At 68.2% G+C, this 21,878-nt stretch carries 21 protein-coding genes; 7 read left to right on the forward strand and 14 right to left on the reverse strand.

Annotated elements, in window-relative coordinates; translation table 11 throughout:
• The 5 genes from MMB92_RS21230 to MMB92_RS21250 all read left to right on the forward strand — a co-directional run bounded on the left by MMB92_RS21230 (position 1) and on the right by MMB92_RS21250 (position 6,237).
• Positions 1-987, forward strand: a complete 987-nt coding sequence (locus MMB92_RS21230) for an ABC transporter permease subunit (RefSeq protein WP_006485610.1) — start codon at positions 1-3, stop codon at positions 985-987.
• Positions 984-1,823 carry an ABC transporter permease subunit gene (locus MMB92_RS21235; RefSeq protein ID WP_006485612.1) on the forward strand — a complete coding sequence of 280 codons (840 nt, stop codon included), beginning with the start codon at positions 984-986 and terminating at the stop codon, positions 1,821-1,823. Before MMB92_RS21230 ends, MMB92_RS21235 begins: the two co-directional genes overlap by 4 nt.
• A gap of 116 nt (positions 1,824-1,939) precedes the next feature.
• Positions 1,940-3,529: a DUF3138 family protein gene (locus tag MMB92_RS21240; protein WP_212203628.1), complete on the forward strand. Its 1,590-nt coding sequence runs from the start codon at positions 1,940-1,942 to the stop codon at positions 3,527-3,529.
• A 76-nt stretch (positions 3,530-3,605) separates the two neighbouring features.
• Complete coding sequence (locus MMB92_RS21245; RefSeq protein WP_277562909.1) at positions 3,606-4,910, forward strand: FAD-binding oxidoreductase; 1,305 nt, start codon at positions 3,606-3,608, stop codon at positions 4,908-4,910.
• A gap of 25 nt (positions 4,911-4,935) precedes the next feature.
• Positions 4,936-6,237, forward strand: a complete 1,302-nt coding sequence (locus MMB92_RS21250; RefSeq protein ID WP_006495492.1) for an FAD-binding oxidoreductase — start codon at positions 4,936-4,938, stop codon at positions 6,235-6,237.
• A gap of 76 nt (positions 6,238-6,313) precedes the next feature.
• Here the strand turns inward: MMB92_RS21250 and MMB92_RS21255 are convergent, their stop codons facing one another.
• The 8 genes from MMB92_RS21255 to MMB92_RS21290 all read right to left on the reverse strand — a co-directional run bounded on the left by MMB92_RS21255 (position 6,314) and on the right by MMB92_RS21290 (position 13,102).
• On the reverse strand, positions 6,314-6,988 hold the full coding sequence (locus tag MMB92_RS21255) for a DUF799 domain-containing protein (RefSeq protein WP_006492460.1): 675 nt from the start codon (positions 6,986-6,988) through the stop codon (positions 6,314-6,316).
• Between the two features lie 10 nt (positions 6,989-6,998).
• Positions 6,999-7,430, reverse strand: coding sequence for a DUF4810 domain-containing protein (locus MMB92_RS21260; RefSeq protein WP_048986147.1), 432 nt, complete (start codon positions 7,428-7,430; stop codon positions 6,999-7,001).
• Between the two features lie 57 nt (positions 7,431-7,487).
• The gene (locus MMB92_RS21265) at positions 7,488-8,159 is read right to left on the reverse strand and encodes a CsgG/HfaB family protein (protein WP_185626066.1); all 672 of its coding nucleotides are present in this window, start codon (positions 8,157-8,159) and stop codon (positions 7,488-7,490) included.
• Positions 8,160-8,217: 58 nt separating this feature from the next.
• The gene (locus MMB92_RS21270) at positions 8,218-8,367 is read right to left on the reverse strand and encodes a hypothetical protein (RefSeq protein ID WP_154641531.1); all 150 of its coding nucleotides are present in this window, start codon (positions 8,365-8,367) and stop codon (positions 8,218-8,220) included.
• A 324-nt stretch (positions 8,368-8,691) separates the two neighbouring features.
• Positions 8,692-10,047: a glutathione-disulfide reductase gene (gene gor, locus MMB92_RS21275; protein ID WP_277562910.1), complete on the reverse strand. Its 1,356-nt coding sequence runs from the start codon at positions 10,045-10,047 to the stop codon at positions 8,692-8,694.
• A 240-nt stretch (positions 10,048-10,287) separates the two neighbouring features.
• Positions 10,288-10,512, reverse strand: coding sequence for a hypothetical protein (locus MMB92_RS21280; protein ID WP_011546403.1), 225 nt, complete (start codon positions 10,510-10,512; stop codon positions 10,288-10,290).
• A 374-nt stretch (positions 10,513-10,886) separates the two neighbouring features.
• Positions 10,887-12,008: a porin gene (locus MMB92_RS21285; protein ID WP_277562911.1), complete on the reverse strand. Its 1,122-nt coding sequence runs from the start codon at positions 12,006-12,008 to the stop codon at positions 10,887-10,889.
• 347 nt (positions 12,009-12,355) lie between these two features.
• Positions 12,356-13,102, reverse strand: coding sequence for a YoaK family protein (locus MMB92_RS21290; protein WP_006495495.1), 747 nt, complete (start codon positions 13,100-13,102; stop codon positions 12,356-12,358).
• 287 nt (positions 13,103-13,389) lie between these two features.
• On the opposite strand from MMB92_RS21290, the gene MMB92_RS21295 reads away from it, so the two are divergent.
• Complete coding sequence (locus tag MMB92_RS21295; protein ID WP_062884266.1) at positions 13,390-13,728, forward strand: hypothetical protein; 339 nt, start codon at positions 13,390-13,392, stop codon at positions 13,726-13,728.
• A 46-nt stretch (positions 13,729-13,774) separates the two neighbouring features.
• On the opposite strand, the gene MMB92_RS21300 is transcribed toward MMB92_RS21295, so the two are convergent.
• Positions 13,775-14,302: a chromate transporter gene (locus tag MMB92_RS21300; protein WP_006477572.1), complete on the reverse strand. Its 528-nt coding sequence runs from the start codon at positions 14,300-14,302 to the stop codon at positions 13,775-13,777.
• Complete coding sequence (locus MMB92_RS21305; protein WP_058901881.1) at positions 14,299-14,958, reverse strand: chromate transporter; 660 nt, start codon at positions 14,956-14,958, stop codon at positions 14,299-14,301. The genes MMB92_RS21300 and MMB92_RS21305 overlap by 4 nt, the downstream gene beginning before the upstream one ends.
• A 96-nt stretch (positions 14,959-15,054) precedes the next feature.
• On the opposite strand from MMB92_RS21305, the gene MMB92_RS21310 reads away from it, so the two are divergent.
• A complete protein-coding gene (locus tag MMB92_RS21310; RefSeq protein WP_006483074.1) occupies positions 15,055-15,939 on the forward strand; it encodes a transcriptional regulator GcvA in 885 nt (294 codons plus the stop codon).
• 63 nt (positions 15,940-16,002) lie between these two features.
• Here the strand turns inward: MMB92_RS21310 and MMB92_RS21315 are convergent, their stop codons facing one another.
• From MMB92_RS21315 to MMB92_RS21330, 4 genes are all read right to left on the reverse strand, one after another.
• The gene (locus MMB92_RS21315) at positions 16,003-17,310 is read right to left on the reverse strand and encodes a solute carrier family 23 protein (protein ID WP_048986142.1); all 1,308 of its coding nucleotides are present in this window, start codon (positions 17,308-17,310) and stop codon (positions 16,003-16,005) included.
• A gap of 278 nt (positions 17,311-17,588) precedes the next feature.
• Complete coding sequence (gene flgL, locus MMB92_RS21320) at positions 17,589-18,824, reverse strand: flagellar hook-associated protein FlgL (RefSeq protein WP_006495499.1); 1,236 nt, start codon at positions 18,822-18,824, stop codon at positions 17,589-17,591.
• A 17-nt stretch (positions 18,825-18,841) separates the two neighbouring features.
• A complete protein-coding gene (gene flgK, locus MMB92_RS21325; protein ID WP_006493512.1) occupies positions 18,842-20,773 on the reverse strand; it encodes a flagellar hook-associated protein FlgK in 1,932 nt (643 codons plus the stop codon).
• 179 nt (positions 20,774-20,952) lie between these two features.
• A complete protein-coding gene (locus MMB92_RS21330) occupies positions 20,953-21,708 on the reverse strand; it encodes a flagellar brake protein (protein WP_006477567.1) in 756 nt (251 codons plus the stop codon).
• Positions 21,709-21,878: the final 170 nt, after the last annotated feature.

Here is a 21,878-nt window from a genome sequence, read left to right on the forward strand (position 1 = left end):
ATGAGAACCTCCGCTTCCACGCCTTCCGCGCCGGTGCCGACCGGCGCTACCGCTGTCACCCAGGCTCATCAACGCCGCAGCCGCTTCTCCGTGCTGTCGCGCTTCCTGCCGTCGGGCCGCAACGTCGCGATCGGCGTGCCGTTCCTGTGGCTCGCCGTGTTCTTCGCGCTGCCGTTCGTGCTGGTGCTGAAGATCAGCTTCGCCGACCAGGTGATGGGCATCCCGCCGTACACGTCGCTCGTCGAGATCAAGGACGGCGTCGTGCACTTCGCGCTGCAGCTGTCGCACTACGCGTTCCTGCTGCAGGACGACCTGTACATCGCGACCTACCTCAGCTCGCTGAAGATGGCCGCCGTGTCGACGGTGCTGTGCCTGCTGATCGGTTACCCGATGGCGTACTACATCGCGCGCTCGGAGCCGAACCGTCGCAACGTGCTGATGATGGCCGTGATGCTGCCGTTCTGGACGTCGTTCCTGATCCGCGTGTACGCATGGATCGGCATCCTGAAGGACGACGGCCTGCTGAACCACACGCTGATCGCGCTCGGCATCATCCACACGCCGCTGCGGCTCTATCACAGCGACGCGGGCGTCTACATCGGGATGGTCTATTCGTACCTGCCGTTCATGGTGATGCCGCTGTACGCGCACCTCGTGAAGATGGACCTGACGCTGCTCGAAGCCGCGTACGACCTCGGCGCGAAACCGTGGGTCGCGTTCACGCGCATCACGCTGCCGCTGTCGAAGAACGGGATCATCGCCGGCAGCCTGCTCGTGTTCATCCCGGCAGTGGGCGAGTACGTGATTCCGGAGCTGCTCGGCGGCGCCGACACGCTGATGATCGGCCGCGTGATGTGGGATGAATTCTTCAACAACATGGACTGGCCGATGGCGTCCGCGGTGACGGTCGCGATGGTGATGCTGCTGCTCGTGCCGATGGCGCTGTTCCAGTACTACCAGGTCAAGGAACTGGGAGACGCGAAATGATCAAGCCGAGCAAACCGCTGTCGACGGGCGTTCTCGCCTTCGGCTTCCTGTTCCTCTACATCCCGATCATCAGCCTGATCGTGTACTCGTTCAACGAATCGAAGCTCGTGACGGTGTGGTCGGGCTTCTCGCTGAAGTGGTACGCGGCGCTGCTCGACGACGACGAGCTGCTGACCGCCGCGTGGCTGTCGCTGAAGATCGGTCTGCTGACGGCCACCGCGTCGGTCGTGATCGGCACGTGGGCCGGTTTCGTGCTCGCGCGCTTCGGCCGCTTCAAGGGCTTCACGCTGTACACCGGGATGATCAACGCGCCGCTGGTGATTCCGGAGGTGATCCAGGGGATTTCGCTGCTGTTGCTGTTCGTCGCGCTCGAGCAGATGTTCGGCTGGCCGAAGGGGCGCGGGATGGTGACGATCTGGATCGGCCACGTGATGTTGTGCGTGTCGTACGTGGCGATCATCGTGCAGTCGCGCGTGAAGGAGATGAACAAGTCGCTCGAGGAGGCCGCGCTCGACCTGGGCGCGACGCCGCTGAAGGTGTTCTTCGTGGTGACGCTGCCGCTGATCTCGCAGGCGCTGCTGTCGGGTTGGCTGCTGTCGTTCACGCTGTCGATCGACGATCTGGTGCTGTCGGCGTTCCTGTCCGGGCCGGGGTCGACGACGCTGCCGCTGGTGGTGTTCTCGCGCGTGCGGCTGGGGCTGAACCCGGAGATGAACGCGCTGGCGACGCTGTTCATCACGGCCGTGACGATCGGCGTGATCGTCGTGAACCGGATGATGATCGCGCGCGAACGACGCCGGATGGCCGACCTGAAGGCCGCGTTCGCGGTGGCCTGACGGCCGGCCTCCTGCTTCGACGATAACAAGCACTGCAGACAAGCAAGACGCGCTGCCCCAGGGGGGGCGCGCGATTCGATCCCGATTTGACAGGCGCACGACTAGGAGAATCCGCAATGAAGAAGAAACTGATCTGCCTGCTGGTGGCCGGCGCGTTGCCGGGCATCGCGCTGGCCGGTTCGACATCCGCCGAAATCAAGGCGCTGCAGGCGCAGGTCGCCGCGCTGCAGAAACAGATGAAGGCCATGCAGGCGCAGCTCGCCGCGAAGCCGGGCGGCGCAGGGGGGGGCGCGACGTCCGGCGCGAGCGACGGCATGGCCGGCGGCGGCAACGCCGTCGCGGTCGCCGCCGACCCGGGCTCGCCGGATTACGGCAAGGCACGCGCGACGCTGACCAACGACGAGGTCAGCGAGATGAAGCAGCAGATCGCGAACCAGCAGTTGAAGGTCGATTCGCTGACCGACGCGGCCAATACCGGCCCGCTCGCCGGCCTGTCGGTCACCGGCTACATCGATCCGACCTACATCTACAACCGCGCGGCCGGCACGTCGTCGTTCCTGTTCGCGAACCACGAGAACGCGTACAACTACTTCAACAGCACGTTCGGCGATCTCTACCTCGACATCAAGAAGACCTTCGGCGTCGGCCCGATGGCGCCGTCGGCCGAGATCACGTTGATGCCGAACCGCGGCAACGGCATCACGCTGCTGCAGAACTCGCGCGGCTCGATCACCGACAACCTGCTGAACACGGCGGTGATCAACGTGCCGATCACCGCCGAGACGACGCTGGTCGCCGGCCTGATCCCGAGCTTCGGCGGCTACGAAGTGCAGCAATCGAACCAGATGCTCACGCTCACGCACAACCTGCTGTACGATTTCTCCGATCCGGGCAGCTACGTCGGTGTCGGCGCGAACTACACGAAGGGCGCCTGGGCGTGGAAGTTCTTCCTCGGCAACGAGCAGTACCGCACCTACGGCTCGGTCACGCAGACGGGCACCAATGCGCTCGGCGACCCGATCACCACCAGCAACAAGGTGCCGACCTTCACCGCGCGCGCGGACTACACGTGGTCGAGCGCGCTCGATCTCGGCGGCTCGTTCAACATCGGCCGCCAGACGCTGTCGAGCGCGATCGACGCGGACGGTGTCGTCCATTACGGCCCGGGTGGCGCGGCGCCGAGCGGCTACGGTTCGTTCTTCTTCGGCGAACTCGACGCGACCTACACGCTCGCCGACGTGCAGTACAACGCCGAAGTCGACTACGGCCGGCAGCAGCATGCGGCGTTCAACGGCGGGCTCGCGCAGTGGTACGGGCTGTCGCTGCTCGCGCACCGCAAGTTCAACGCGCCGGTGGTCGGCCGCATGGGCGTGACGCTGCGCTACGACCTGCTCGCGAACTCGAAGAACGGCGGCGGCGGCGGCGGCATCGCGCTGAACGGCAACGGGATGGACCCGAGCAACGGCTTCGGCGTCGACGCGGACTGTCTCGCGCAGTCGAAGGCCGGCGGCGGCCTGGGCTTCGAGTGCAAGGGCGCGGTGCGCCAGGACGTCGCGCTCGACCTGCTGTTCTATCCGACCCAGCAGATCACCGTGAAGGTCGAATACCGGCACGACTGGGCGAACAACAAGGTGTTCCTGCGCAACGACGGGTCGTACGGCAAGTCCAACGACCTGCTCGCGACGCAGTTCATCTATTCGTTCTGATGCAGCACGCGCGGCGTCCCGCGCCGTTTTCCGGGTGGCTGCGCGCCGTTGCAGCCTTGTCGAGGGAGTCGGTTTCATGACGCAGTCTTTTACCCGCCGCGCCGATGCGCTCGCGCGCGACTCGTACTACGAAGCCACGGCCACGCGGCCCGCGGCGGACGATCCGATGCTCGACGCGGCGATCGACGTCGACGTCTGCGTGATCGGCGCCGGCTTCGCCGGCCTGTCGACGGCGCTCGACTGCCGCGCGCGCGGGCTGTCGGTCGCCGTGATCGATGCGCAGCGGCCCGGCTGGGGCGCGTCGGGCCGAAACGGCGGCCAGGCGATCACCGGTTTCGCGAAAGACGAGGTGATCGAGCAGCAGCTCGGCCCCGACGGCGCGCGCGCCGCGTGGTCGCTGTCGCTCGACGGCGTCGCGCTGATCGCCGAGCGCATCGCGCGCTACGGGATCGACTGCGACTTCACGCGCGGCTACCTGACGGTCGCGACGAAGCCGCGCCGCATCGACGACCTGCGTGCGTGGATGAACGCCGCGACGTCGCGCTGGGGCCATCCGTCGCTCGCCTGGCTCGATACCGGCGAGATCCAGGCGCGCATTGCATCGACGCGCTATCTGGCCGGCGTGCACGATCCGCTGTCGGGCCATCTGCATCCGCTCAAGTACTGCCTCGGCCTTGCCGATGCCGCACGCCGCGAAGGCGTCGCGCTGTACGCGCACACGCCGGCGCTCGACGTCGTGCGCGGCACCCGGCCCGTCGTGCGCACGCCGTCGGGCGAAGTGCGCTGCCGCTTCGTCGTGTCGTGCTGCAACGCCGGGCCCGGCGGCGTGCTGCCGGCCGCGACCGCCGCGCGCATCGCGCCGATCGCGTCGTACATCATCGCGACCGAGCCGCTCGGCCGGGCGCGCGCCGATGCACTGATCGCCCGGCGCGAAGCCGTGTGCGACAACAACTTCTTCCTCGACTATTTCCGGCTGTCGGCCGACCACCGGATGCTGTTCGGCGGCCGGGCGAATTCGGCCAGCGCATCGCCCGCGGCGCTCGCCGAAGCGATCCGGCAACGCATGGTCGGCGTGTTTCCGCAGCTCGGCGACGTGCGCGTCGACCACGCGTGGGGCGGCTTCGTCGACGTCACGCGCAACCGCGCGCCGGATTTCGGCGCGATCGATCCGAACTTCTTCTACGTCCAGGGCTTCAGCGGCCACGGCGTCGCGCTCACCGGCATCGCCGGACGCGCGGTCGCCGGCGCGATCGCGGGCGACACGCACGCGTTCGACCTGTTCGCCCGCCTGCGTCACCGACGCTTTCCCGGCGGCGATGCATGGCGGCAACCCGCGCTCGAACTCGGGATGCTGTACCACCGCGTACGCGAGCTGTTCTGAGCCCTTTCACTCCGCTTTCCTGATCATGCAGACATTCGCCAACCAGCCGCACGTCGCGTCGTACTACGCGGCGACCGCCAACGATACGACCCGCCACGCGCCGCTCGCCGGCACGATCGACGCCGACGTGTGCGTGATCGGCGCGGGCCTCACGGGCCTGTCCGCCGCGCTCAATCTCGCCGAGCGCGGCCATTCGGTGACCGTGCTCGAAGCGTCGCGGGTCGGATGGGCGGCGAGCGGCCGCAACGGCGGCCAGTTGATCGGCGGCTTCGCGTGCGACATCGACACGTTCGCGCAGTTCATGCCGGAAGGCGACGTGAAGCGCATCTGGGACATGGGGCTCGAGACGCTGTCGCTCGTGAAGTCGCGCATCGCGCGGCACGACATCGACTGCGCGCTGGTGCCCGGCTATCTGACCGCAGCCAACACCGAGCGCGACGCGGATGCGCTGAAACGCTGGCGCGACGAAGCCGCGAAGCGCTTCGGCTACGACCGCTTCCACTTCGTCGAAGCCGACGAACTCGGCGACTACGTGCAGTCGGCCCGCTATTGCGGCGGCCTGTACGACCCCGATAGCGGCCATCTCCATCCGCTCAACTACACGCTCGGCCTCGCGCGGGCAGCCACCGACGCGGGCGTGCGCATCCACGAGGACAGCTGCGTGACACGCGTGCGCGACGTGGCCGGCGGCCACGTCGTCGAGACGGGCGGCGGCAACGTGCGTGCGCGCTTCGTCGTGCTCGCCTGCAATACCTACGTCGGCACGCTCGCACCCGCGCTGTCGAGGAAGATCATGCCGGTCGGCACCTACGTGATCGCGACCGAGCCGCTCGGCGAAGCGCGCGCCGCCGCGCTGATGCCTGCCCGCGCGGCGATCTGCGACAGCCGCTTCGTGCTCGACTACTTCCGGCCGGCGCCCGACACGCGGCTCGTGTGGGGCGGCAAGGTCAGCTATTCGACGCGCGCGCCGCGCGATCTCGCGGCGGCGATGCGCGCCGACATGCTGAAGACGTTCCCGCAGCTCGCGGACGTGAAGGTCGACTATGCGTGGGGCGGTTTCGTCGACATCACGATGAACCGCGCGCCGCACTTCGGCCGCATCACGCCGACCACGTATTTCGCGCAGGGGTTTTCGGGGCACGGCGTGAACACGACCGCGCTCGCAGGCAAGCTGATCGCCGAGGCGATCGACGGACAGGCGAGCCGCTTCGACCTGTTCGACAAGATCCGGCATCGCGACTTCCCCGGCGGCGCGGCGCTGCGCACGCCGGCGCTGGTGCTCGCGATGAGCTGGTATCGGCTGCTGGATGCGTTCGGCGTGCATTGAGCGCGCGCAGCGTCACCGCGCAAAAGCAGAACGGCCGCTCGGTCCGGCGGCAGGATTCGGGAGAAGCCGCCGCGCGTCAGTCGGTGCCGTACTTCGGCGAACGCGGCCCGTACAGCAGCCCGTTCGGCGGGCCCGCCGACAACAGCCGCGTGCTCGTCAGTCCGGCGACGTCGTGCGCTTCGTCGGTCAGCGAATGCGCGACCTGCTTGACGGCTGCCTGCACGAGCGCCCCGACGATCCCGAACGCATTGACGCTCATGTTGTTGCCGACTTCCTTGCCGGTCGCGCGGCCCTCGCCCTGCCACAGCACGTCGCCGCTCTTCAGGTCGACGAGCTTCGCCGACGCGGCAACGGTCGTCGTGCTGTCGACCAGCTGGTAGACGGAGCCGTATTGCGTGACCTTCGAATACAGCACGGCGTCCGCGCCGAAGATCTCGCGCAGCTTCGCCGGCGACGTAGCCTGGATGTCGGTCGCATTCGTCAGGCCGTTCTGCTTGAACGTCTCGTCCATCACCGCGACGGGCACCACGTAGTAGCCCGACTCGGCGAGCGGCAGCGTCATTTGCGACAGCACGCCGTAAGTCGCGCCGACGTCGGTGGTTTCATTGACCGGCGGCAGCACGAGGATCGAGCGCGGCTGGCTCTTCTTGAACGCCGTGTAGTCGGGACGTTGCACCGGCTGCGCGCACGCGCTCAGCAGCGCGGCGATCGACAGCGCGAACAGCAGCTTGAATGAAAGTGTCTTGAACATGGCGGGCGTGTCACTGTTTGGCAGGATTCGAATCGGCATTCTTCCGACCGGCAACGGTCTGGCCGGCGGCCGCCGGATTCGCGGCTTTCGACGCACCGGCCTTCTTCTTCATCAGGAAATCCATATACGACGCGGATTCCGGGAACAGCTGCTTCTCGGCCTGCAGTTCCTGCTCGGCCTGCTGCTCGTTGCCGACGCTCGCATACAGCATCCCGAGATGCGCATGGAAACCCGGCGGCGGCGTATGGCCCTTCGCGCGGATCTCCTGCAGCGCTTTTTCGAGCGCATCGATCTGCTGCTGCGGCGCTTGCTGCCCCTTGAAGTATTCGTACACCTGCGGCTGATAGCCGGTCCACTGATACAGCGGCGGCGTGGTCGGCGCCGCGCAGCCCGCGAGCAGCAAGGCGGCCGCCGTCGCCGGCAGCCAGATTCCCCGTTTCATGGTCTTGTCTCTTCTGGTTGGTGAAATGATGCGTGCGCGCCGTATCGCGCGCGGCACTTACTGCGCGGCCTTCAGCACGCCGGCGTCGACCTGGTCGACGAGATGGTTCACGGCTTCCTGGATCGCGAGGTCCAGCACCTTGCCGTTGAGCGTCGAGTCGTAGCCGGCGGTGCCGCCGAAGCCGATCACCTCGCGGTTCGACAGGCTGAATTCGCCCGCGCCCTGGCTCGATGCGACGACTTCCGACGTCGTCGTGTCGACGATGTTCAGGTTGACCTTCGCGTACGCGACCTGCGTCTTGCCGCGACCGAGAATGCCGAACAGCTGATGATCGCCGACGTCCTTGCGGCCGAACTCGGTCACGTCGCCGGTCACCACGTAGTTCGCGCCCTTCACGGCCTGCGCCTTCTTCATGAAGCCCGCTTCCTGCCTGATCTCGTCGAGATTCTCGCGATCGAGCACGTTGAAGCGGCGGCTCTGCTGCAGGCGCGTGACGAGGATCGTCTTCGCCTGTCCGCCGAGGCGGTCGATGCCGTCGGAGAAGATGCCGCGCATGTAGCTCGAGCGGTTGTCGAACTTGCCGACGGCGATCGCGACGGGCTTGCCCGCGTACGGCTTCTGCGCGCTGCTGACGGCCGGCACGTCGAGCGTGCGCGACGATTCGGTCGCGCAGCCGGACAGCGCCGCGACGACCGCGGCCGCCACGAGGACGGTGCGTCGTGTCTGAATGTTCACTGCTGGTCTCCTTGCTGGAAAAGATGGCACTGCGCGGGGCACACGCACGCGTTCATCGCCGGTTCGGCGATCGCTGCAAGTCATGGAGGAGCGCGCGCAACGGATGCGTCACGGCGAAAAGCGGATCGATAATGCGATACGCGCCTGCATCGCGCGCACGGATGATTCCGTTATTCTGATTACTGCGCTGTTGATCGCGCATGGTCGGCCCCGTATATGATTTTTCGCGATCATATCAAGCCTGTTTATCAAGACGGCTTATCTTGATAATAATTGACGATTTTCACGCTTATTTTTATTCGGCGACCCATTCGCGCGCAAATCCCTGCAGGCAAGGGCTCGCGCGACATGCGCGCGATACTCGCCGGTCTTCCGTGTCGATATCGGCGGATTAACGGTCGATCCGCCGATATCGACACGCGTTAATTCATACCGTCGACCCGAACAATCGATATCTCTAAAATACGCCGTTCGGCATTCCGGCCGCACACGCGCGTGCAGCGATGCACACGCGCGTGCCATTCTGCTAATCGGCCACCTTCTGCCGCATCGTCACGAACTCCTCGGCCGCGGTCGGATGAATGCCGATCGTGTCGTCGAACTGCGCCTTCGTCGCGCCCGCGCGAATCGCGATCGCGATGCCCTGGATGATCTCGCCCGCATCGCGGCCGACCATGTGCGCGCCGACCACGCGCTGGCTGTCGCGCGCGACGACGAGCTTCATCAGCGTGCGCTCGTCGCGGCCCGACAGCGTGTGGCGCAACGCCTTGAACGACGTGCGGTAGATGTCGACGTCGCCGTGCGCGTGCCGCGCATCGGCTTCGGTCAGGCCGACCGTCGCGACCTCCGGCTGGCTGAACACGGCCGACGGCACGTACGCGTGATCGACCGCCACGCGCGACCCGCCGAACAGCGTGCGCGCGAGCAGCGCGCCGTCGCACGTCGCGACCGGCGTGAGCTGCGGCCGCGACGTGACGTCGCCGATCGCGTGGATCGACGGCACCGACGTCGCCGAATACGCATCGACGGCAATCGCGCCGCGTGCATCGAGCAGGATGCCCGCCTGCTCGAGCCCGATTCCGTCGACGTTCGGCACGCGCCCCGTCGCATAGAGCACCTGATCGTACGGCCCGTGCCGCGCGTCGCCGACGCGCACGAACAGTGCGCCGTCGTCCGCGCGTTCGATCGATTCGATCACCGCGCGCGCGTGAATCGTGACGCCCTGCTTCGTCATCTCGTCGGTCAGGAACTGGCGCACGTCGTCGTCGAAGCCGCGCAGGATTTTTTCGCCGCGATAGAACACGTCGACGTGGCTGCCGAAACCGTTGAAGATGCCCGCGAACTCGACCGCGATATAGCCGCCGCCGACCACCGCGATGCGTTTGGGCAGCGCCGCGAGCGACAGCGCCTCGCGCGACGTGATCGCGTGCTCGATGCCGGGCCGCGGCGGCAGCGACGGCCGCGAGCCGGTCGCGATCGCGAGGTGGCGCGCGCGGATCGTGCGCGTGCCGATCGCGACCGTGTGCGCATCGACGAGCGTCGCGCGGCCGGCGTGCATGTCGACGCCCGACTGCCGCAGCAGGTTGATGTAGATGTCGCTCAGCCGGTTGATCTCGCGATCCTTCGCGGCGATCAGCGCGGACCAGTCGAGCGTGCCGGCGCCGAAGGTCCAGCCGAAGCCCTTCGCGTCGTCGACCTCGTGCGGGTAGTGCGACGCATAGACCAGCAGTTTCTTCGGGATGCAGCCGCGCAGCACGCAGGTGCCGCCGATCTGCTCTTCTTCCGCTATGCCGACGCGTGCGCCGTAGGACGCCGCCATGCGTGCGAGCCTCACGCCGCCCGAGCCGGCGCCGATGACGAACAGGTCGTAGTCGAAATCCATCGCATTCCCTCATCGCAGTTCGGATGGAGGGACGATAGCAAGATTCGGGGATTCGTGCGGCGCGTGGTGCGTGCCGCGCGCCCCATAAAAAACGGCGAGAGACGAGGCCTCTCGCCGGTCAAACCGGCTGGCGGTTGTGCCATGCGTCACCGATCGACCGCATGCCCGACCTGCCGATTGCGCGGCACCGGCCGGCCCTGGCGCGCGAAGGGCGCGCCCGCGGCCGGCCGGCCGCCATGCTCATGCCTGCGACGTGTCGCTGCCGTCCGTCGCCTGCGTGTCGTCCGCCTGCTGCGGCTGCTCGTCCTTCTTCTCGAGCATGCCTTCGATCGCCTCGGCGCCCTTGAAACCCGCGACGGCCGCGGCCGCCTTGGTCAAGAGGCCCGCATCCGGATCCAGCTTTTCCGCGCCTTCGACGGCGGCGACTGCGCCGGCGATTTCACCCACGACGTTCAGGATACCCATCGTCATCCCCTTTCAAGAAAATCGTGAGCGCATCGTCCCACGAAAGAAACCGGCGGACCGTGTTTGTCATCGCCGGATACACAAGTTACGCATCAGGCCGGCCGCGCTCGCGGAGCGCCACCGGAACGACGCACGCGCACGCCTGACGGCATGCCACGAGCGATGCACGCAGCGTAGCGGAAAGCCTGCGCGCGCACTGTAAAAGTATGTTCTGGATTGCCGACGGATCGCTTACGGCGCGGGACTTCCGCAATGGAGCGCCCGCCGAATAGTCGTGCGCGCGTATGAAGATCGCGTGACGAAAAAAAAGAGGCTCCTCGCGGAGCCTCTTCGATGTGCGCCGGACGAAGCCGGCGCATGCGTTCCGACGTTCGTCAGAAGATATTGCGCAGGCCGATCGCGATGCCCGTCTGGTTGCTGCGGCCAGGCAGCTCGACGTTCGCCGCGCCGGTCGTCTTGTTGAAGTCGACGGTGCCGTAGATTTCGGTGCGCTTGCTCAGCGCGTACTCGGCGATGCCGACGACCGCGTAGCGGTTGCCGCTCGCGAGCGTGCCGTTCGTGGTCATCGCATTGCGCATGTGGTCGTAGTAGAACGCGCCCGTCAGCGTCAGCGGCACGCTGACCTGCCAGCTCACACCCGCGAACGGACCGTCGTCGATGCGGCCCGTGCCCTTCGCGACCGGAATCGTCTGCTGCGCGAGCAGGCTGTCGACGAAGCCCGTGTCGTCCTTCGAACGCAGGTAGCCCGCGTAGATCTTCGCCTTGCTGAACGCGTACACGATGTTCGCGTGGTAGATCGTCTGCTTGCGCGCCGAGTTGTCGCTGTTCTGCTGCGCGCCGGCCGCGATGCTGAGCGGACCCATCACGTACGACAGCGATACGCCCCACGCATTGCCCTTGCCGAGCGAGCCCGGAATCTGGCCCGAGAAGCCGCCGGCGCCGGTCGATTCGTAGTTGGTGCCGGTCGAGTACATCGCCTTCGCCGTCAGGCCCTCGAACTTGCCCGTGTACTTGATCTGGTTGTCCGCATACAGGCCGCCGCCGAGGGCGACCGGCAGCCACGCGTTTTCGAGGTAGTTGCCGACGGTGAGCGGATCGTACGTATCCGACAGCAGGTCGAACAGCGGCGTCTTCTGGCGGCCGAGGGTCACCGTGCCGTACGGGCTCTGCAGGCCGACGTACGCCGCGCGGTTGAACAGGCGGCCGCTGTCGGCGAATGCGCCGTTCTGCAGGTTCACGCCGCTCTCGAGGTTGAACACGGCCTTCAGGCCGCCGCCGAGGTCTTCCGTGCCGTAGATGCCGAAGCGGCTGTTGGTGATCGCGCCGTTGCTCATCGACAGCAGGCCGTCGTTCTTGGCGTTGGCGTTGGTCAGGTAACGGATGCTGGCGTCGGCGACGCCCCAGAGCGTGACCGAGCTTTGTGCGGCCGCGTACTGACTGGCGAATGCGAGCGCGGCGCCCCCTGCGATGGCTGCGAGTCGGGTGGTCTGCTTCATGAGCTTTCCTTTTTGTAGGTGTCTCCATTCATGGCCGGCCGCGTGCGCAGCCGGGTGGCGATCGCACGCGTTCATGGCGCGCACGATGTGGGCTGAATCATATGACGAGTACGAACGCTGAAAGAAATTGAAATACGCGGTAATCGCGCGATTGTCGTCCGGGAACAACGTTTCCCGCGCCGGGCCTGGCTCGCGCGGCGGCAGGGCGCGGAGCGACGGCGCCGGCGAGCGCACACGGCGCCGCAAGGTCCGGCGAGGGTGCGGCGCGGTAGCGCGGATCGGGCGAAACAGTCGGGGCGATCGTTGCGATCGGCTACCTCGGGCTGCGCGCTGCGGGCTGAGTGCCGTCAGGCGGTTTGCGCCGCGCCGTCGCTGCCGCTGCCCGCGTCGCCGCTGCCGCCCTCGCCGCCCGCACCGCCGTTCCCCGCGCGACGCCTGGCCCGTCGCACGATCTCCGCGAACGCGCCGACGAGCAGCAGCACGGCGCCCCACAGCGCGACGTCCGGCACCAGCCGCGTCACGAGGCCGCCGACCACCGCGCCCGCCAGGAAGCAGAAACTGATCGTCGCGAGCAGCGCCGAGTCGTGCAGCGCGCCCACGTCGTAGCGTGGAATCAGCCCGACGAACAGTTTCTGCGCGGCGCGCCGCAGGTTGCCGGTCGTCATCACCGACGTGTACGACAGTGCCTCGAGATGGGTGAACGACAGCGTCTGCAGCGTCGCGACGAACGAGATGCCCGGAATCAGCCATGCGCTCGACGCGCCGACGAGGCCGCTCGCGGCGACGCCGAGAAACGCGATCTCGACGATCAGGCTCACGAACGCCGTATGCCGCATCCAGCCGCGCTGCGCGGCGAGGCCCAGCAGGTGCGCGACGAACACCGCGAGCACGAAGCCGCCGAGCGGCGGCACGTGGTGCAGCGCGGCGGCCCATTCGCCGGCCGACAGGTTGATGCCGAGCAGCGCGACGTTGCCGGTCATCGTGTTCGCGAACACGTGGCCGTGGCCGACGTACGTGTACGCGTCGAGATAGCCGCCGGACAGCGTCAGCAACGCGGCGACAGTGAGATTGCGGCTGGCGCCGTCGAGATCCATCGATCCTCCGTGGTGCGCGCCGCCCGGCCGCGCGCGGCGGGCGGTGCGCAGGTCAGTCGTGCCGGCACGCGCGGGGCGCCGCCGGCACTGCGCGGCCAGGCTTCGCCGCCTGCCGCGCGCCAATATAATGTCCGTCGTCGCGGGACGGCCGAGCGCCGCACATCGCAGCCGGCCGGCACAGGTCCAACGCGCGGGTTTCACCGCCGCAAGACCGGCCGAGTATACCGGCCGGCCGCCACCGGCCGCGGCCAAGCGCGCCGCCCCGCCGTTCTTCACCGGGCCTTCGAATGACACTCGCGAAGTTCTTCCTGCGCTACACGGTCATCCCGTTCGCGGCGATCGTGCTGGTGGCCGTCTGGGCGTTCAACCGCGAATCGGACGAGATCGATGCGCGCCAGTACGCGGCGCTGGTGGCCGCCTATCCGTCGTTCACGCCGACGCTCAAGCACGAGGTGGCGGACGCGTTGCGCGGCGGCCGGCTCGCGAAGGCCGACTACGGCGCGATCATGCGCGATGCGCTCGACGCGGGGTTCGTGGTCGACTGGCCGGCCCCGACGGACGACGTCGGCGGCGAGCGCGGCCGGCTGTTCGGCCTCGTGAACGGCGACCTGCCGGCATCGCGGTAACCTGCAACCGCCGCCGCCGGCAACGGCGGGCGGCACGACGGACCGCTCATTGCCCGATGCCCGTGAGCCCGATCAGCGCGCCGCCCGCGAGCAGCCACAGCGGGTGGATGCGCGTGCGCCACGCCAGCACCGCGCACGCGGCCGTGATGCCCCACTGGATCGCGGTGCGGTTCGACGCCTCGGAAATCAGCACCGCGCTCGCCGCGACGAGCCCCGCCGTCACCGGCATCATTCCCTGTTGCACGTAGCGGCGCCACGGCCGGTCGCGAAAACGCTCCCACGCATGCAGCGCGAGCACGGTGACGATCGACGACGGCCCGAATTTCGCGAGCGACGCGACGAGCAGCCCGGCCCAGCCGGCCACGTGCCAGCCGACCAGCGACACGATCATCATGTTCGGCCCCGGCGCCGCCTGGGCCAGCGCGAACAGCGCGGTGAACTCGTGCGCGCTCATCCAGTGATGCACGTCGACGACCTGCCGCTGCATCTCCGGCAGGATCGTGTTGCCGCCGCCGAACGCGAGCAGCGACAACTGGCTGAAGATCGTCGCGATGGCGATCAGCGTATCGCTCATGGCCGGCGCTCCTGTTGCGTGTCGGACGTACCGTGCGCGCGATGCGCGGCAGCCGGCACCGGCCGCGGCGTGCCCGCGTCGCGGCGGCGCGACGCGAGCCATACGCTGACGGGCGTCAGCACGAGCATCGTGGTCAGCAGCGGAACGCGCAGCACCGCGATCGCGACGAACGCGAACACGGCGATCGCAGCCGCCGCGCGCGGCGCCCGAAGCAGCGGCTTCGCGACCTTGATCGCCATCGCGACGAGCAGGCCGGCCGCCGCCGCCGCGAGCCCCGCGAACAGGTGCTGCACGTGCGGATCGTTCTGCGTCTTCGCGTACAGCACGCCGAGCGCGACGACGACCAGCGTCGGGCCGGCGATCAGCCCGAGAATGCCGGCGAATGCGCCGGCGACGCCGCGAAAGCGCATGCCGACGGCGACCGACAGGTTGATCACGTTGCCGCCCGGCAGGAACTGGCACAGGCCGAGCAGATCGGTGAATTCGTCGGCGGAGAGCCATTTGCGCTCGTCGACGATGGTGCGCCGCGCGAACGGCAACGCGCCGCCGAACGACATCAGGCCGAGCGACAGGAAACCGGTGAACAGCTCGGCGAGGCCGACGCTGCGGGGCGGCGCGCCGGACGGCGGGGGGACGGGCGGCGAAGCGGATTGCATGGGGCTCCTCATCAAACGGTGAAGCGAGGTTACCGCCGTTCAGGATGCCGGCAAAACGATTTTATCGGCGCGCCCTTGTGATCTAGAATCACAAGCATGGCACGCGATCTCCCGCCCTTTTCCGCGCTTCGGGCCTTTGAAGCCGCGGCACGACATGAAAGCTTCAGCGCCGCCGGCGACGAGCTGCATGTGACTCACGGTGCCATCAGCCGGCAGATCGCCGGGTTCGAGGCGTGGCTCGGCAAGCCGGTGTTCCACCGCTACGGCAAGCGCGTGAAGCTCACCGACGAAGGCCGCCGCTACCTGGACACCGTGCGCGCGGCGTTCGACAGCATCGCGCTCGCCACCGAGCAGTTGCGCCACACCGGCGCGGCGCGCGTGCTGCGCATCAACGCGCTGCCGACCTTCGCGATGAAATGGCTGCTGCCGCGCCTGTCGCGGTTCCAGCGCGACGTGCCGAACGTCGAGCTGAAGCTGTCGACGTCGAACGCGCCGCTCGACACGCTGAACGGCTTCGACGTCGCGATCCGCCGCGGCCCCGGCCACTGGCCGAACTGCACGAGCGGCCACTTCCTCGACGAAAGCGTGATTCCGGTGTGCAGCCCGGCGCTGCTCAAGCGCGCGCCGATCACGCGCGCGGACGATCTCGCGCGGCACGTGCTGCTGCATTCGGATACGCGGCCGGAAGGCTGGCGCGACTGGTTCGCGGCGGCCGGCGTCGCGATGAAGGGCCGCAAGCGGCAGTCGTTCGACCACTTCTACCTGGCGCTGCAGGCGGCCGTCGACGGACTCGGCGTCGCGCTCGGCCCGTTGCCGCTGATCGACGACGAGCTCGCGAGCGGGCGCCTGGTGATGCCGCTCGACGGGCCGCGCATCGCGACGCGCAGCTACTGGTGGATCGCGCCGGGCGCGCCGGCCGACGATCCGCTCGTCGCGCAGTTCTGCGGGTGGCTGCAGGGACAGTCGAATACCGGCGCATAACGCGCACGCGCCGCCGGGATCGACAGGACGACGGCGGGCGGCATGGCACCGCCCGCGCCCGAATCAGACCACCGGGCCCGGTTCCTTTTCCTTGCGCAGGATCGCGTACAGGATGATCGCGCCGAACGTCGCGGTGCCGATCCCGCCGAGCCCGAAGCCGCCGATCTTCAGCGAGAAGTCGCCGGCGCCGAGCACGAGCGTGACGGCCGCGACGATCAGGTTGCGGTTGTCGGAGAAGTCGACCTTGTTGACAACCCAGATCCGCGCGCCCGTCACCGCGATCAGCCCGAACACCACGATCGACACGCCGCCGAGCACGGGGCCCGGGATCGTCTGGATCACCGCGCCGAACTTCGGCGAGAAGCCGAGGCCGATCGCGATCAGCGCGGCGAGCGCGAACACCAGCGTCGAATAGATCCGCGTGACGGCCATCACGCCGATGTTCTCCGCGTAGGTGGTGACGCCCGTGCCGCCGACGCTGCCCGACACGATCGTCGCGAGGCCGTCGCCGATGAACGCCCGGCCGACGTAGCGGTCGAGGTTGGTGCCCGTCATCGCGCTGACGGCCTTGATGTGGCCGAGGTTCTCCGCGACCAGGATCACCGCGATCGGCGCGAGCATCAGCATCGCGTGCGGATCGAACACCGGCGCGCGGAAGCTCGGCACGCCGAACCACGCCGCATGCGCGACGATCGCGAAATCGATCGGCTTGCCGAGGCCCATCCCGTTGGTCGCGATCGCGTAGATCACGTACGCGATCACGAGCCCGACCAGGATCAGCAGGCGCTGCATCATTCCGCGCGCGAACACCGCGACGCCGCCGACGCACAGCACCGTGACGAGCGCCATCACCGATTCGAAGGTGGAGCCCGACACGCCCTTGACCGCGATCGGCGCGAGGTTCAGCCCGATCACCGCGACCACCGCGCCGGTCACGACGGGCGGCATCAGCGTCTCGATCCAGCGCGTGCCGATCGCCTGCACCAGCGCGCCGAGCGCGACGTACACGACGCCGCACGCGACGATCCCGCCGAGCGCGACCGGAATGTTCGGGTTCGGGCCGCTGCCGCCGTAGCCCGTCACCGCGATCACGAGGCCGATGAACGCGAAGCTCGAGCCGAGATAGCTCGGCACGCGGCCGCCGACCAGCACGAAGAACAGCAGCGTGCCGATGCCCGACATGAAGATGCACAGGTTCGGGTCGAAGCCCATCAGCAGCGGCGCGAGCACGGTCGAGCCGAACATCGCGACGACGTGCTGCACGCCCATCGCGACCATCTGCGGCCACGGGAGGCGCTCGTCGGGACCGACCACGCGCGAGCTCGCGCCGGTCGGCTGGACCCGCCAGCGCGGGAAATAGGAATCGGACATGGGGAAAGCGCTCCTGTCGGTCGTCGGTCGCCGGCTGCCAGGGATGCGCCGGTCTGGAATCTGGCGCGAGTTTACGGAGCGGAAATGGGGCTGGCAAGCGAACCGGTACGCGGCGTCGGCAGGCGGAACAGCGAGGTGCCGGGTGGCAGGCCGCGCGAGAGAACCGGTGCGCGACCGCGCGGGCCGGCGACGTGCCCGCCCGCGCACGATGCGCGTGCGGCGGCGAGCGCCGGCCGTGAAGTAAGCGTGCGCTCACATCGCGGCCGGCACGTCGTGCATCAGGGGTTGATGTACTGGAACAGCGACAGGTTCTGCAACTGCGCGTAAGCCTTCTGCGAGCCCGTCAGCGCGTTCTGCATCTGCAGGAACTGGCTGATCGTCGCGACCATGTTGGTGCTCGTCAGGTCGGCCAGGTTGCTGCTGACCTGCAGCGTGTTGGTCTGGTTCACGGCCTGCATCGCCTTGATTTCCTGCTCGCGGCCGCCGACCGACGCCTGTACCGTGAGCACGTTCGTCATCATGTTGTTCAGCTTCGTCGTGCCGGTGGTCATCGCGTTCGCGAGCGCGGTCGCGGCGGTCGTGTTGCTGCTGATCGGCACCTTCAGCGCGGCGATCATCGTGTCGAGCGCCGCGAACACGTCGGTGCCGGCCTGCGGCGCGGGCGTGACCGTGAACGTGTCGCCCGGCGCCGGCTTGCCCGACACGGGCACCGACAGGCCGTTGCCGAGCGCGATCCCGGCGCCGTCCGAATACGGTTGCGCGGGGGTCGTGGTCGGCGGCACGACGGTGTTGTCGGTCACCGTGTAGGTCGGCGCGGCGGCCGTGCCGCCGAACGCGATCGTGAACTGGTGCGCGTTGGACGCGGCCGACGGGCTCGTGATCGTCACGCCGCCGATCGTGCCGGTGCCGGTGTTGCCGGTGCCGGCGAGCGGCACCGGCTGGCTGCCGAGCATCGGCACCGACAGGAACACGTTCGCGCCGTTGTCGCCCTGCGCGATCGAGCGCGTGTCGGCGATCTGCACCTCGCGCGAGCCGGTGTCGCCGCTGTAGGTCACGCCGCCGCCCGGCGCGTTCGAGAACGGCGCGGTGGCCGTCTTGAAGCCGGCGAACAGGTAGTTGCCCGCGCCGTCCGTCGAGTTCGCGAGCGTCAGCAGCTGGTCGCGATAGCCCTGCAGCTGCGTCGACAGTGCCGAACGATCGCTGTCCGACAGCGAGCCGTCGCCGGCCTGGATCACGACCGTGTGGATGCTGTTCAGCAGGTTGTTGACGCTGATGAGCGTCTGGTCTTCCTTCTGCAGCGACGACAGCGCGGCGTTCTGGTTCGCCGCGTACTGCGACAGCGTCGCCGACGTCATCGACAGCTGCACGGCCTGCGCCGCGCCGAGCGGGTTGTCGGCCGGCGTCGCGAGGCTCACGCCGCTCGAGATCTGCTGGTACAGCTGCGAGAGCTGCGCCTGCTGGTCGCTCATCTGGGCGACGTTCATCTGGTAGAACTGCGCAGTGGAAATCCGCATCGCTTCGAACCCCGAAATCAGTTGAACAGGCCCAGCACGGTCTGGAACAGCGTCGACGCGGTCTGGATCACCTTCGCGTTCGCCTGGTAGAGCTGCTGGTACTGCATCAGGTTGGCCGCTTCCTCGTTCTGGTTCACGCCCGACACCGACTGCTGCGCCTGCGTGATCTGGCCGACCAGCGCGGTCTGCGCGGCGCTCGACGACTTCAGCTGGCTCGCCGTGTTGCCGATGCCGTTCACGTAGTTCGCGTACGCGCCCGTCAGCGTGGTCGAGCCGTTGCCGAACGCCTTCGAGTTGACGAGCTTCGACAGCGCGAGCGCGTTGCTGCCGTCGTTCGTGCCGCCCGTGTTCGGCGCGACCTTGAACGTGTCGCCGGCCGCCGGCGTGCCCGACACCGTCACCGTGACACCCGCCGTCAGCGTGATCGGCGAGCCCGACTGGTACGGCTGCGCGGCGCTGGTCGTCGGCGGCACGGCCGTGTTGTCGGTGACCGTGTAGGTCGGCGCGGCCGCGGTACCGCCCATCGTGATCGTGTAGTTGTGCGCGTTGGCCGCGGCCGTCGCGCTCGTGACGGACAGCCCGCCGATCGTGCCGTTGCCGGTGTTGGTCGTCGTGGCCGACGGCACGTACGGCGCGGCCGCCGCGATCGCGGAGCCGTTCGACGTCGCGAGGCCGAAGCCGTTCAGCGCGCCGCGCGTCGGCTGCACGGTGAACTTGTCGCCGGCGCTCATCGAGCCGGACGAGAACGAGAAGTTCAGCCCGCCGATCGAGGCCGGCATCGACGTCGACGTCCCCACCACCGTGCCGGTCGCACGGTCGGTCAGCGTGTAATTCGTGCCGTCGTACGCGAGCGTGTAATCGCTGGTGGTCGGCTGCGCGGCGTTCGCGAACGACACGGACAGCGTCGCGTTGCCGGTATTGCCCTGGTTCGCGTAGGTGATCGGCGCGCCGGTCGAAAACAGGTTGCCGCCGATCTTGCCCGACAGGTCGATGCCGAGCGCGTTCTGCGCGTTGACCTGCGCGGCGAAGCTGGTCGCGATCGCGCCGAGCTGGGCCTGGGCCGGGTCGAGCGTCTGGCTGCGGAACGCGAGCAGGCCGCCGAGCGTGCCGCCCGACAGCGACGCGTCGGACAGGAACTGGTTCGGCCCCTGCGGGTTCGCGCCGGCGATGCCCTGCGACACGACGGTCAGCTCGCTCGGATCGGACGGCGACGTGACGGTCGCGAGCTGGTAGCTCTTGTCCGCGACGACGAGCGGCGTGCCGCCCGACATGAACACGCTGTAGCCGTCGCTGTTGCGCACGACCTGCACGCCCGCGAGATTCGACAGGTTCGACACCGCGAGGTCGCGCTGGTCCATCAGCTGGTTCGGCGGCTGGCCCTGGCTGCTCGCCGCGGCGATCTGCTGGTTCAGTTGCGCGATCTGCGCGGTGTACGCGTTGATCTGCGTGACGGTGCTCGTGAGCTGCGTGTTCACGCTCTGGCGCAGCGCGTCGTACTGCTGGCCGGCCGCGGTGATCTGGTTCGCGAGCGTCTGCGCATTGCTCATCGCGGTCTGCCGCACCGACGAGTCGGACGCGCTGTTCGCGACGTTCTGCATCCCGGTGAAGTAGCTCGTGATCGCGGTCGAGATGCCGGCCGTCGGGCTGCCGATGTAGTTGTTCAGCTGCGTGACGAGCGAGTACCACGTCGACAGCGCGCCGCCCTGCGTCTGCGCGCCGTTCAGCTGGTCGCTGAGGTACTGGCTGTACTGCCGCTGCACGGTGACGGTGTTCACGCCCTGGGGCATGTAGCCGCTGCTGGTGTACTGCCCGCTTGCCTCCGCATAGACGGGGCGTTCGACCGAATAGCCCGGCGTCGCGGCGTTGCTGATGTTCTGGCCGGTCGTCGTGAGGCCCCAGAGCGCGGCATTCAGGCCGCTGACGCCGAGGTTCATGAGTGTGTTGGACATGCGCGATCCTGATGAGCCGGCCGCGCTGCGGCCGCCGGGTTGCGTGACTCCCGGTATAACGGCCGCGGATCGAAAAAATTGAGGAAAAAATGCACGTGCGACGCACGGGCGTGCGTCGCCGGTCGAAGCGGCCGGCGGGGGCGCCGGCGTTGCTGCGCGGGCGGCCCGCCAGGTGCGCGTCAGGCCCGCGCGAGCGAGCGGCGCTTCATTTCGAGCTGCGTGATCAGCCGCTGCAGCGTGTTCTCCGCACTGCCCGGCAGCGACATGTAGCGAAAGCCGAGCTGGTAGCGCCGCGACCCGTTCGGCATCTGGGTCGAACGCTGCGACACCAGTTGCAGGTCGAGCGACAGCTTGCCGTGGCCGGTCAGCTCGAGTTCGACGTCCGGCAGCAGCGTGCCGACCTCGAGCGCCTCGACACGCTCGTCGGCCGTGCGCAGCCCCACGCCGCCGAGCGACAGGTTGTGCACCTCGAACAGGAAGCTTTCGCCGTCCGGCAGCTTGCCGCGGCACAGGAACGGATCGACGATCGGCGCGTCGACGCGGAAATATTCGCGGCGCTGGATGCAGACCAGCACGTCGGGGAAATCGGCGACGAACGCGGGCAGCCCCTCGTAGCGCGTCTCGCGCGGCGTGCCCGTGGTGAATTCGACGCGCACGCCCTCCGGCGAGGCCGCGAACGTGCAGTGCGACGCGCCGAGGATGCCGGCGTTCTGCTCGGACAGCGCGCCCCAGTCGAACGTAAACGTCCGCGCGCCGACGTCGACCTCGAGCAGGCGCGTGACGAGCTGGCCGCCCGGATACTGGACGGTCAGGAAATCGCCGCGATTCACCAGGTTGCGCAGCTGCACGCCGATTTCCAGCGGATTGCGGCGGGCATAGTCGGGCCCGGAGTGGCCTGCATCCAGGCTGGGGTCCGTCGACGTTTCGATATTCATGGCTAGCCGGTCTTTCTTGTCATGGGCGCCCGGGGCAACCGGTGCGCAATAAAACCGGGCCAGAACGGGGGCCCGGTCGCAGGTCTCTCACACTTAGCGGCAGTGCTGACCGAAAGTTTAGATCGAAACGGCGATTTTTTTCGCGCAAACGTTGAAACCGCGCGCGGCGG

It is taken from the genome of Burkholderia sp. IO2 (assembly GCF_029522185.1).
Lineage (GTDB): Bacteria > Pseudomonadota > Gammaproteobacteria > Burkholderiales > Burkholderiaceae > Burkholderia > Burkholderia cenocepacia.

Excerpts from the sequence above, each read along its gene's own strand:
- MMB92_RS21300 (WP_006477572.1), bottom strand. The coding sequence starts at position 14,302 with ATGAGCGATACGCTGATCGCCATCGCGACGATCTTCAGCCAGTTGTCG.
- MMB92_RS21330 (WP_006477567.1), bottom strand. The coding sequence starts at position 21,708 with ATGAATATCGAAACGTCGACGGACCCCAGCCTGGATGCAGGCCACTCC.
- MMB92_RS21240 (WP_212203628.1), top strand. The coding sequence starts at position 1,940 with ATGAAGAAGAAACTGATCTGCCTGCTGGTGGCCGGCGCGTTGCCGGGC.
- MMB92_RS21305 (WP_058901881.1), bottom strand. The coding sequence starts at position 14,958 with ATGCAATCCGCTTCGCCGCCCGTCCCCCCGCCGTCCGGCGCGCCGCCC.
- MMB92_RS21285 (WP_277562911.1), bottom strand. The coding sequence starts at position 12,008 with ATGAAGCAGACCACCCGACTCGCAGCCATCGCAGGGGGCGCCGCGCTC.
- MMB92_RS21245 (WP_277562909.1), top strand. The coding sequence starts at position 3,606 with ATGACGCAGTCTTTTACCCGCCGCGCCGATGCGCTCGCGCGCGACTCG.
- MMB92_RS21280 (WP_011546403.1), bottom strand. The coding sequence starts at position 10,512 with ATGGGTATCCTGAACGTCGTGGGTGAAATCGCCGGCGCAGTCGCCGCC.
- MMB92_RS21315 (WP_048986142.1), bottom strand. The coding sequence starts at position 17,310 with ATGTCCGATTCCTATTTCCCGCGCTGGCGGGTCCAGCCGACCGGCGCG.
- MMB92_RS21270 (WP_154641531.1), bottom strand. The coding sequence starts at position 8,367 with ATGCGCGATCAACAGCGCAGTAATCAGAATAACGGAATCATCCGTGCG.
- MMB92_RS21250 (WP_006495492.1), top strand. The coding sequence starts at position 4,936 with ATGCAGACATTCGCCAACCAGCCGCACGTCGCGTCGTACTACGCGGCG.
- MMB92_RS21230 (WP_006485610.1), top strand. The coding sequence starts at position 1 with ATGAGAACCTCCGCTTCCACGCCTTCCGCGCCGGTGCCGACCGGCGCT.
- flgL (WP_006495499.1), bottom strand. The coding sequence starts at position 18,824 with ATGCGGATTTCCACTGCGCAGTTCTACCAGATGAACGTCGCCCAGATG.
- MMB92_RS21295 (WP_062884266.1), top strand. The coding sequence starts at position 13,390 with ATGACACTCGCGAAGTTCTTCCTGCGCTACACGGTCATCCCGTTCGCG.
- MMB92_RS21235 (WP_006485612.1), top strand. The coding sequence starts at position 984 with ATGATCAAGCCGAGCAAACCGCTGTCGACGGGCGTTCTCGCCTTCGGC.
- MMB92_RS21255 (WP_006492460.1), bottom strand. The coding sequence starts at position 6,988 with ATGTTCAAGACACTTTCATTCAAGCTGCTGTTCGCGCTGTCGATCGCC.
- MMB92_RS21290 (WP_006495495.1), bottom strand. The coding sequence starts at position 13,102 with ATGGATCTCGACGGCGCCAGCCGCAATCTCACTGTCGCCGCGTTGCTG.
- flgK (WP_006493512.1), bottom strand. The coding sequence starts at position 20,773 with ATGTCCAACACACTCATGAACCTCGGCGTCAGCGGCCTGAATGCCGCG.
- gor (WP_277562910.1), bottom strand. The coding sequence starts at position 10,047 with ATGGATTTCGACTACGACCTGTTCGTCATCGGCGCCGGCTCGGGCGGC.
- MMB92_RS21260 (WP_048986147.1), bottom strand. The coding sequence starts at position 7,430 with ATGAAACGGGGAATCTGGCTGCCGGCGACGGCGGCCGCCTTGCTGCTC.
- MMB92_RS21310 (WP_006483074.1), top strand. The coding sequence starts at position 15,055 with ATGGCACGCGATCTCCCGCCCTTTTCCGCGCTTCGGGCCTTTGAAGCC.